This is a genomic window from Hydrogenophaga sp., assembly GCF_051007235.1.
Lineage (GTDB): Bacteria > Pseudomonadota > Gammaproteobacteria > Burkholderiales > Burkholderiaceae_C > Hydrogenophaga.
Genome location: NZ_JBPCSJ010000121.1, coordinates 1 through 9,197 on the forward strand (window position 1 = coordinate 1; position 9,197 = coordinate 9,197).

Genomic DNA, 9,197 nt, shown 5'->3' on the forward strand with positions numbered 1-9,197 from the left:
ATCTGGTTCCCTTCTTGCCTCAGGCGCCCTGCGCGGGCACCTCAGGGTCGGGGGTGGGTGCGGTTTCGGCGGCGCCACTGGGCAATGCGGCTGTCTTGCCCATCAGCTGGATGTACATCCGCATGATGGGCGCCGATGGTCTGAAGCACGCGACCGAAGCGGCCATCCTGAGCGCGACCTACAGCAGTAAGCGCCTGGCCGACCACTACCCCACGCTCTACGCCTCGGCCAACGGCCACGTGGCGCACGAGTGCATCCTGGACCTGCGCGGTCTCAAGGAGACCTGTGGCGTGATGGCCGAGGACGTGGCCAAGCGCCTGATGGACTACGGTTTCCACGCTCCCACGCTGTCGTTCCCGGTGGCCAACACGCTGATGGTCGAGCCGACCGAGAGCGAGACGCTGGAGGAGCTGGACCGTTTCATCGCCGCCATGATCGCGATCCGCGAAGAGATCCGCCTCATCGAGAAAGGTGAATGGCCGCAGGACGACAACCCGCTGAAGAACGCCCCGCACACCGCGGCCAGCGTGCTCAAGGGCGAGTGGCCTCACCCGTACTCGCGCGAGGTGGCGGTGGCCAGCCAAGGTCCGTCGGTCAACACCAAGTACTGGCCGTCGGTGGGCCGCGTGGACAACGTCTACGGCGACCGCAACCTGTTCTGCAGCTGCGTGCCGGTGAGCGAGCTGGCGGACTGACCCGCCACCAATCCCAACCCGATCCAGGGGCGCCGCGGGCGCCCCTTTTTCATGCCACCGCCGTGGCGCCGAAACCGGCCACCCAGCACGGCAGCTGTTCGCGCAGGATGCGCAGGGCCGGGGCTTCCTGTCGCTGCGCCAGGGTCACCAGGCCGAAGCGGGCGGTGGCGGCCAGCGGCGGTGAGACGGGCAGTTGCACCAGCCCGGGCGCCGCGGCGTTGACGGTCAGCACGATCGCGTCGCTGCCCCGCGCCACCTCGACCAGGCTCAGCGTCTCATCGCTGCGCAGGGTCACCATGTCGTCGGGGTTGGCCTGCGGCCCGTAGCGGCTGATGAGGATGCGCGCCACCTCGTCGCTCAGCGGCGTGGACGCCACCGGGTAGGCCAGGGCATCGTCGATGCCCACCGGCTGGCCCCGCTGCAGCAGGGGATGGTCCGGCCGCACCAGGAAACCCGCCGCCAGCTCGAAGACCTGGGACACCGTCAGATCGGCCGAGGGGCGCACCGAACGGGCGTCCACCACCAGTGCATCCAGGTGTTGCTCGCGCAACCCGTCCACCAGCACGCTGGTGTTACCGCGCGAGATCTGCAGGTGCAGCCGGGGGTGGTGCTGCGCCATGTGCTGCATCAGCGGGGTGGACAGCAAGGCTCCCGGCCCGGAACTGAGGCCGATGCGCAGGCTGCCGATCAGGCCCGCGTGCAGTCCTTTGCCGGTCTGCCTGAGCGCCTCGGCGTCGGCCACCAGGCGCCGCGCGCGCTGCAGCGCTTCGCTGCCGAAGGGCGTGAGCGCGATGCGCCGGCCCAGCCGGTCGAACAGCCGCCCGCCCAGCTCGTCTTCCAGCGCCTGGATGCTGCGGGTGAGCGCGGGCTGGGTCACGTACAGGGTTTTGCACGCCTGCACGAACGATCCTGCCTCTGCCAGCACCACAAAGTGCCTCAACTGCACGAGGGTCATCCCGAGTCTCCATCAAAAGTCATTGATCGTTGCATATCAATGCATTGGACTTTAATTCATGCGCTTCCTAACATGCAACAAAGTTCATGTTTCAGGAGTGCTTTGCATGGATCGCCTCAGTGATGCCGCCGTCGAACAGTTCATCGCCGTCCGCCGTGACATCCACCGCCACCCCGAGCTCGCCTTCAACGAGCGCCGCACCGCTGCCCTGGTGGCGGCTCAACTGGGCGCCTGGGGCTACACCGTCACCACCGGTCTGGGCGGCACCGGCGTGGTGGGGCAGCTGAAGCGCGGCACCTCCAACCGCACCCTCGGCCTGCGCGCCGACATGGACGCGCTGCCGATCGCCGAAGCCACCGGCGCCGCCTGGGCCAGTTGCACACACGGCGTGATGCACGCCTGCGGCCACGACGGCCACACCGCCATGCTGCTGGCCGCCGCGCAGCACCTCGCCACCCAGGGCCGCTTTGACGGCACGCTGAACCTGATCTTCCAGCCGGCCGAAGAAGGCGGCGGCGGTGCGCTGAAGATGATGGAAGACGGCCTGTTTGAGCGCTTCCCGTGCGAGGCCATCTTCGCCATGCACAACATGCCCGGCTTCCCGCAGGGGCAGCTGGTGTTCCGCAGCGGCCCGACCATGGCCTCGTCCGACTACGCCACCGTCACGCTGCACGGCGTGGGCGGCCACGGCGCCATGCCGCACAAGGCGGCCGACCCACTGGTCGCAGCGGCGTCCATCGTCATGGCGCTGCAGACCATCGTCTCGCGCAACGTCGACCCGATGCAACCCGCTGTGGTGACCGTCGGTGCCCTCCACGCGGGCGAGGCCAACAACGTCATCCCGGCCACCGCACGGCTGGAGATCAGCCTGCGCGCGCTCGACCCGCAGGTGCGGCGCGACATGGAGCGCCGCATCCACGAACTGATCGCGCTGCAGGCGCAGAGCTTCGGCGTGCGCGCCGAGATCGCCTGGCGGCCCGGCTACGCGGTGCTGGTCAACGACCCGCAGCAGACCGCCCGCGCGCTGGCGGTGGCGCGCAAGCATTTCCCCGCCGACCAGATCAACCCGCAAGGCCCGATGCTGACCGGCAGCGAAGACTTCGCTTTCATGCTCGAACGCGTGCCGGGCAGCTACCTCTTCATCGGCAATGGCGCCGACGGCGAGCCCGGCGCTTGCATGGTGCACAACCCGGCCTACGACTTCAACGACCTGAACATCGCCCCCGGCGCGGCCTACTGGATCGCGCTCGTGCAGGACCTGCTTTCCCCCAACCCCTGAGCCCTATCTCGGCCCTTTCACAACCACAACGGAGACAACACCATGAACCCACGCAACCGCATCCGCACGCTCCTGGCCGCCACGGCGCTGGCCACCCTCGGTCTGGCCGGCACCGCTGCCGCCCAGACCTTCCCGGCCAAGCCGGTCACGCTGATGGTCCCCTACCCGGCCGGCGGCCTGTCGGACGTGATCGCCCGCTCGGTCAACGTCACCCTGGGCAAACAGCTGGGCCAGCCGGTGGTGGTGGAGAACCTGGGCGGCGCCAGCGGCGCCATCGCGGCGCAGAAGGTGCTCAATGGCCCCAGCGACGGCTACACCGTGTTCCAGGGCTCGCCCAACGAGCTGATCCTGGCGCCGCTGGCCGTGGCGTCGAACAAGGTCCGCAGCGAAGACTTCCGCCTGGTGCAGATGATCGCCACCGCGCAGATCGCCTTCCTGGCCAAGAAAGACCTTCCGGTGGGCAGCGTGGACGAGTTCGTGGAGCACGCCCGCAAGGCCGCCAAGGACGGCAAGCCGCTGACCTTCGCCAGCGTCGGCCCCGGTTCGTTCTACCACCTGCTGGGCGAGCACCTGTCCAAGGTCACCGGCATCCCGATGATCCACGTGCCCTACAAAGGCGCGGCACCCGCCGAGCAGGACCTGATGGCCGGCCAGGTCGACTTCTTCCTGGCGCCCTACGGCAAAAAATACGACGAGATGGCCAAGCAGGGCCGCATCAAGGTGCTGGCCATGCTCAACAACGGGCGGCTGGACAGCGTGAAGCAATACCCCGCCATCAGCGAGAGCAAGCAGCTCAAGGACTTCACCTTCCGCATCTGGACCGGCTACTTCGTCAAGCGGGACACGCCGGAACCGGTGGTGGCGGCGCTGCACAAGGCCATCACCGGCACCCTGGACGACGCCACCGTGGAAACGGCGCTCGCAGCCAACAGCCAGCTGCTGCCCAAGCCGCAGACCCTGGCCGAGGCGGACAAGGCCTACGCCGACGGCATCCAGCAATTCCGCTCGATTGCGAAGTCGATCGGGCTGCAGGCACAATAAGCACCTTCTTCCGTTGATCGGGAGAGACCGGCGCCCTCAGGGAAGGCCGGCGCCGAAGGAGCAACCGCCCCGGAAACTCTCAGGCAAAAGGACCGATCAACGCGCTTCAAACTCTGAAGAGTGGCCGGGATTCGTCCCCCGGCCCACCGCAGGAGCAAGCCAGTCCAAGACGCGAATCAAGGACCGGTGAATCTCTCAGGTCACAAACAGAGGGGGTCATGGTCCGCACACGGTGTGCGGCCGTGTCCCACTGTTTGACGGCTTTGAAAGAGAAACCCAATGGCACAGCTCATCGTCATCGGCGGCGGCATCACCGGCGTCACCAGCGCCTACGCCCTGTCCCGCGAAGGTCACCAGGTCACCCTGATCGAACAGCACCGCTACGCGGGCATGGAGACCAGCCACGCCAACGGCGGGCAACTGTCGGCCTCCAACGCCGAAACCTGGACCCACCCGTCCACCTTGCTCAAGGGCATCAAGTGGATGCTCAAGGCCGACGCGCCGCTGCTGGTCAACCCCAAGCCGAGCTGGCACAAGCTGTCTTGGTTCGCCGAGTTCGCGGCCGCCATTCCGAAGTACCGCGAGAACACCATCGCCACCACCCAGCTGGCGATTGCCGCACGCGAACACCTGTTCGGCTGGGCACAGGCCGAGGGCATTCACTTCGACCTGAAGAAGCAAGGCATCCTGCACATCTACCGCGACAAGGCTGGCTTCGACCACGCGGGTGAGGTCAGCAAGCTGCTGGCCGCAGGCGGCCTGCCGCGCCGCGCCGTCACACCCGACGAGATGCGCGCCATCGAACCCACGCTGGCCGGCGACTACTACGGCGGCTACTACACCGAGAGCGATTCCACCGGCGACATCCACAAGTACACCCACGGCATGAGCCTCGCCTGCGAACGCCGCGGCGTGCGACTGGTCACCGGGCAGGCCGTCAGCCGCGTGCACAGCACGGGTCAGGCCGCCCACGTCACCCTGGCCGACGGCCAGGTGGTCACCGCCGATGCGGTGGTGGTCTGCGCCGGCGTGCACAGCCGTGCCATCAGCGCGCAGCTGGGTGACCGGCTGAACGTCTACCCGGTCAAGGGCTACTCCATCACCGTGATGCTGAACGACGAGCAGAGCCAGGCCGCTGCGCCGAACGTGAGCCTGCTGGACGACGAGACCAAGCTGGTCACCAGCCGCCTGGGCGTGGACCGTTTCCGCGTCGCTGGCACGGCCGAGTTCAACGGCTTCAACCGCGACATCCGCGCCGACCGCATCAAGCCGCTGGTGGACTGGGTCAACCAGTGCTTCCCGGGCGTGAGCACGCGCCGCGTCGAGCCCTGGGCCGGCCTGCGGCCCATGATGCCGGACATGCTGCCCCGCGTCGGCCCGGGCCGCCTGCCCAACGTGTTCTACAACACCGGCCACGGTCACCTGGGCTGGACGCTCTCGGCCATCACCGCGCACCAGCTGGCGGGGCACGTGGCGCAGTGGGAAGATGCGCGCTCGGGCCGCGGCGTGGTCCGGCCGGCCCTGGCCTGACGCGCGCGACACGACCACAACGACCAGGAGACGCGCATGGCGGTATCGGCTTTCGATCTGTTCAAGATCGGCATCGGGCCCAGCAGCTCGCACACCGTGGGCCCCATGCGCGCCGCGCGCCTGTTCGTGCACGGGCTGCAGACGGCCGGGTCACTGCCAGCCGTGGCGCGGGTGCAGGTGGGCCTGTACGGCTCGCTGGGCGCCACGGGCCGCGGCCACGGCAGCGACAAGGCGGTGCTGCTCGGCCTGTGTGGGCACGAGCCGGAGTCGGTGCCCATCGAATCGGTCGAACCCACCGTTGCCGCCATCCGCGAACAGGGGCGCATCACGCTGATGGGCACGCACCCCATCGCCTGGGCCGACCGTGACGATCTGACCCTGCACCGCCAGGCCCTGCCGCTGCACGCCAACGGCATGCGGCTGACAGCGTGGGACGCAGCGGGCGCGGTGCTGTCCGAGCGCACCTTCTATTCGGTGGGCGGCGGCTTCGTGGTGAGCGAAGAGGTCATGGCCGACGGCCAGCGGCAGAAGGTGATCGCGCCCGACGTCACCCAGCTGCCGATCCCGTTTCGCACCGGCGACGAGCTGCTGCAGCGCTGCCGCACACACGGCCTGTCCATCGCGGGCGTGATGCGTGCCAACGAACGCCACTGGCGCAGCGACGAAGAAGTGCGCGTCGGCCTGCTGCGCATCTGGGACGTGATGCAGGCCTGCGTGCAGCGCGGCTGCGCCACCGACGGCGTGCTGCCCGGCGGCTTCAAGGTGCGCCGCCGTGCGCCCGCGCTGCACCGCGACCTGACCGGCCACCCCGAAAAAGCGCTGACCGACCCGCTGGCCGTGCTGGACTGGGTAAACCTCTACGCGCTCGCGGTCAACGAAGAGAACGCTGCGGGCGGTCGCGTGGTGACCGCGCCCACCAACGGGGCGGCCGGCATCGTGCCCGCCGTGCTGCACTACTACCGGCGCTTCGTCCCGGGAGCGAACGACGATGGCGTGGTCGACTTCCTGCTCACGGCCGCCGCCATCGGCATCCTCTACAAGGAAAACGCCAGCATCAGCGGCGCAGAAGTCGGCTGCCAGGGTGAGGTGGGCGTGGCCTGCTCCATGGCCGCCGCCGCCCTCTGCGCCGTGCTGGGCGGCACGCCCGAGCAGGTGGAGAACGCGGCCGAGATCGGCATGGAACACCACCTGGGCCTGACCTGCGACCCGGTGGGCGGCCTGGTGCAGATCCCCTGCATCGAACGCAACGCGATCGCCTCGGTCAAGGCCATCAACGCCGCGCGCATGGCACTGCGCGGCGACGGCACCCACCACGTCAGCCTGGACAAGGTCATCAAGACCATGCGCGAGACCGGGGCGGACATGAAGACCAAATACAAGGAAACCGCGCGGGGCGGTCTCGCCGTGAACATCGTGGAATGTTGACCCCCCCGCGCCGCCTGCGGCGTCACCCCCCAGGGGGCGATGCCTGCGGCCCGGCGGAGCCGGTTCCGCGGCATCCTTGACCAGGACATTGCGCTCCGGAAGCTTGGCCTCGATGCTTCTGGGCTAAGCTTCGCGCGAACTTTTCCCCACGCGCGCATGACCACGACCTTCCGCGTGCTGAGCCTCATCCCGCCGATGACGCAGCTCAACACGCCCTACCCCTCGACCGCCTACCTCACCGGCTTCCTGCGCTCGCGCGGCATCGACGCGGTGCAGGAAGACCTGGCGCTGGCGCTGGTGCTCCAGCTGTTCACCCCCCCCGGGCTGGAGGCGCTGCGCGGCTGCGCACTGGCCCAGCCGGAGGTGCAGCGCACCGCCGCCGTGCACAGTTTCCTCGACCAGTTCGAGGCCTACCGCGCCACCATCGGCCCGGCCGTCGCCTACCTGCAGGGGCGGGACTCGACGCTGGCCTACCGCATCGCCACCCGCGGCCTGCTGCCGGAAGGGCCGCGCTTTGGCGCGCTGGACAACTACGTCGATGACGGCAGCGGCGACCCGCTGGGCTGGGCCTTTGGCGCGCTGGGCGTGCAGGACAAGGCGCGCCATCTGTGCACGCTGTACCTGAACGACCTGGCCGACGTGATCCGCGACGCGGCCGACGAGCGCTTCGAGTTCGTGCGCTACGCCGAATCGCTGGCCAGCAGTCAGCCGACGTTTGAGCCGCTGGCGCAGGCCCTGGCCGCACCGACCACGCTGGTGGACGACCTGCTGCGCGACCTCACCCTGGCGGCGGTGGAACGCCACCGGCCCACGCTGGTGCTGCTGTCGGTGCCCTTCCCCGGCTCGGTCTACGCCGCGCTGCGCATCGGCCAGGCCATCAAGACCACGCACCCGGCCATCCAGATCGCGCTGGGCGGTGGCTACGTCAACACCGAGCTGCGCGAGCTGAAAGACCCGCGCGTGTTCGACTTTGTGGACTACGTGACGCTGGACGCGGGCGAACGGCCCGTGCTCTCGCTCATCGAACACCTGCGCGGTCAACGAGGGCCGCAGCGCCTGCAGCGCACTTTTGTGCGCGAAGACGGCGCGGTGAAGTACGTGAACCTGGCCGAGCCCGACATCCCGTTCGAGGACGTCGGCACGCCCACCTGGGACGGTCTGCCGATCGAGCGCTACCTCAGCCTGCTGGACATGCTCAACCCCATGCACCGGCTGTGGAGCGACGGGCGCTGGAACAAGCTGACCGTGGCCCACGGCTGCTACTGGAAGAAGTGCAGCTTCTGCGACGTGAGCCTGGACTACATCGGTCGCTACGAAACCGCGACCGCGTCCACGCTGGCCGACCGTATCGAAAAGATCGTCAAAGAAACCGGCCAGACCGGCTTCCATTTCGTGGACGAAGCGGCGCCGCCCAAGGCGCTCAAGGCACTGGCCGAAGAGCTGATCCGCCGCGACCTGCAGATCAGCTGGTGGGGCAACATCCGCTTCGAGAAAACCTTCACGCCCGAACTGGCCGAGCTGCTGGCGCAAAGCGGCTGCATCGCCATGAGCGGCGGGCTGGAAGTGGCGAGCGACCGGCTGCTCAACCTGATGAAAAAGGGCGTGTCGGTCGAGCAGGTGGCGCGGGTGACCAAGGGCTTTGCCGACGCCGGCATCCTGGTGCACGCCTACCTGATGTACGGCTTCCCCACCCAGACGCTGCAGGACACGGTGGACGCGCTGGAATACGTGCGCCAGCTGTTCGAGAACGGCTGCATCCAGAGCGGCTTCTTCCACCGCTTTTCCTGCACGGTGCACTCACCGGTGGGCCTGGACCCAGCGGCGTATGGCATTGACCTCATTCCGCTGCCCGAGGTGACGTTCGCCAAAAACGACATCGGTTTCACCGACCCCACGCCCATGCCGCCCGGCGTGGACCACGACGTGCTGGGCCAGGGCCTGCGCAAGGCGATCTACAACTACATGCACGGCCTGTGCGTGGAAGACGACGTGCGCCGCTGGTTCGACCACCTGCCCTGCCCGGTGCCGCGGCCCACCGTCAAGCGCGGCAAGATCGGCAAGGCGCTGGCCGCGCAGCGCTGAACGCGCAGCGCCGGCTCACATGCCGGCGTAGTTGGGCCCGCCGCCGCCCTCGGGGGTGACCCAGACGATGTTCTGCGTCGGGTCCTTGATGTCGCAGGTCTTGCAGTGCACGCAGTTCTGCGCGTTGATCACCAGCTGATCGGCCCCGTCCTTGCTCACGAACTCGTACACCCCGGCCGGGCAGTACCGG

7 protein-coding genes, 1 pseudogene and 2 riboswitches are annotated in these 9,197 nt (G+C 68.5%); of the genes and pseudogenes, 6 read left to right on the forward strand and 2 right to left on the reverse strand.

Annotated features, from left to right (window positions below; genetic code table 11):
- Positions 1 to 695, forward strand: a pseudogene (locus ACR2JA_RS04550) (glycine dehydrogenase (aminomethyl-transferring)); the annotation flags it as partial.
- Positions 696 to 744: 49 nt separating this feature from the next.
- Here ACR2JA_RS04550 and ACR2JA_RS04555 read toward each other — a convergent pair.
- Positions 745 to 1,650: a LysR family transcriptional regulator gene (locus tag ACR2JA_RS04555; protein WP_434007930.1), complete on the reverse strand. Its 906-nt coding sequence runs from the start codon at positions 1,648 to 1,650 to the stop codon at positions 745 to 747.
- 106 nt (positions 1,651 to 1,756) lie between these two features.
- Between ACR2JA_RS04555 and ACR2JA_RS04560 the strand changes: the two genes are divergently transcribed.
- The 5 genes from ACR2JA_RS04560 (at position 1,757) to ACR2JA_RS04580 (ending at position 9,007) form a co-directional block, all read left to right on the forward strand.
- Positions 1,757 to 2,929: a M20 aminoacylase family protein gene (locus ACR2JA_RS04560; RefSeq protein ID WP_434007931.1), complete on the forward strand. Its 1,173-nt coding sequence runs from the start codon at positions 1,757 to 1,759 to the stop codon at positions 2,927 to 2,929.
- A gap of 42 nt (positions 2,930 to 2,971) precedes the next feature.
- On the forward strand, positions 2,972 to 3,970 hold the full coding sequence (locus ACR2JA_RS04565; RefSeq protein WP_434007932.1) for a tripartite tricarboxylate transporter substrate binding protein: 999 nt from the start codon (positions 2,972 to 2,974) through the stop codon (positions 3,968 to 3,970).
- Positions 3,971 to 3,978: 8 nt separating this feature from the next.
- A riboswitch (glycine riboswitch) is annotated at positions 3,979 to 4,075 on the forward strand.
- A riboswitch (glycine riboswitch) is annotated at positions 4,076 to 4,190 on the forward strand.
- A 59-nt stretch (positions 4,191 to 4,249) separates the two neighbouring features.
- Entirely contained in the window at positions 4,250 to 5,500 is a 1,251-nt protein-coding gene (locus ACR2JA_RS04570; protein ID WP_434007933.1) for a D-amino acid dehydrogenase, read from the forward strand.
- A 36-nt stretch (positions 5,501 to 5,536) separates the two neighbouring features.
- Positions 5,537 to 6,925 (forward strand): L-serine ammonia-lyase, encoded by a 1,389-nt coding sequence (locus tag ACR2JA_RS04575; RefSeq protein ID WP_434007934.1) that lies wholly within the window; start codon positions 5,537 to 5,539, stop codon positions 6,923 to 6,925.
- A gap of 156 nt (positions 6,926 to 7,081) precedes the next feature.
- Positions 7,082 to 9,007 (forward strand): B12-binding domain-containing radical SAM protein, encoded by a 1,926-nt coding sequence (locus tag ACR2JA_RS04580; protein ID WP_434007935.1) that lies wholly within the window; start codon positions 7,082 to 7,084, stop codon positions 9,005 to 9,007.
- Between the two features lie 15 nt (positions 9,008 to 9,022).
- Here ACR2JA_RS04580 and ACR2JA_RS04585 read toward each other — a convergent pair.
- Positions 9,023 to 9,197, reverse strand: a 175-nt coding sequence (locus ACR2JA_RS04585) for a 4Fe-4S dicluster domain-containing protein (RefSeq protein WP_434007936.1), incomplete at its 5' end; no start/stop codon positions are given.

Coding starts and splice junctions, on each gene's coding strand:
- ACR2JA_RS04555 (WP_434007930.1), bottom strand. CDS start 1,650: ATGACCCTCGTGCAGTTGAGGCACTTTGTGGTGCTGGCAGAGGCAGGA.
- ACR2JA_RS04560 (WP_434007931.1), top strand. CDS start 1,757: ATGGATCGCCTCAGTGATGCCGCCGTCGAACAGTTCATCGCCGTCCGC.
- ACR2JA_RS04565 (WP_434007932.1), top strand. CDS start 2,972: ATGAACCCACGCAACCGCATCCGCACGCTCCTGGCCGCCACGGCGCTG.
- ACR2JA_RS04570 (WP_434007933.1), top strand. CDS start 4,250: ATGGCACAGCTCATCGTCATCGGCGGCGGCATCACCGGCGTCACCAGC.
- ACR2JA_RS04575 (WP_434007934.1), top strand. CDS start 5,537: ATGGCGGTATCGGCTTTCGATCTGTTCAAGATCGGCATCGGGCCCAGC.
- ACR2JA_RS04580 (WP_434007935.1), top strand. CDS start 7,082: ATGACCACGACCTTCCGCGTGCTGAGCCTCATCCCGCCGATGACGCAG.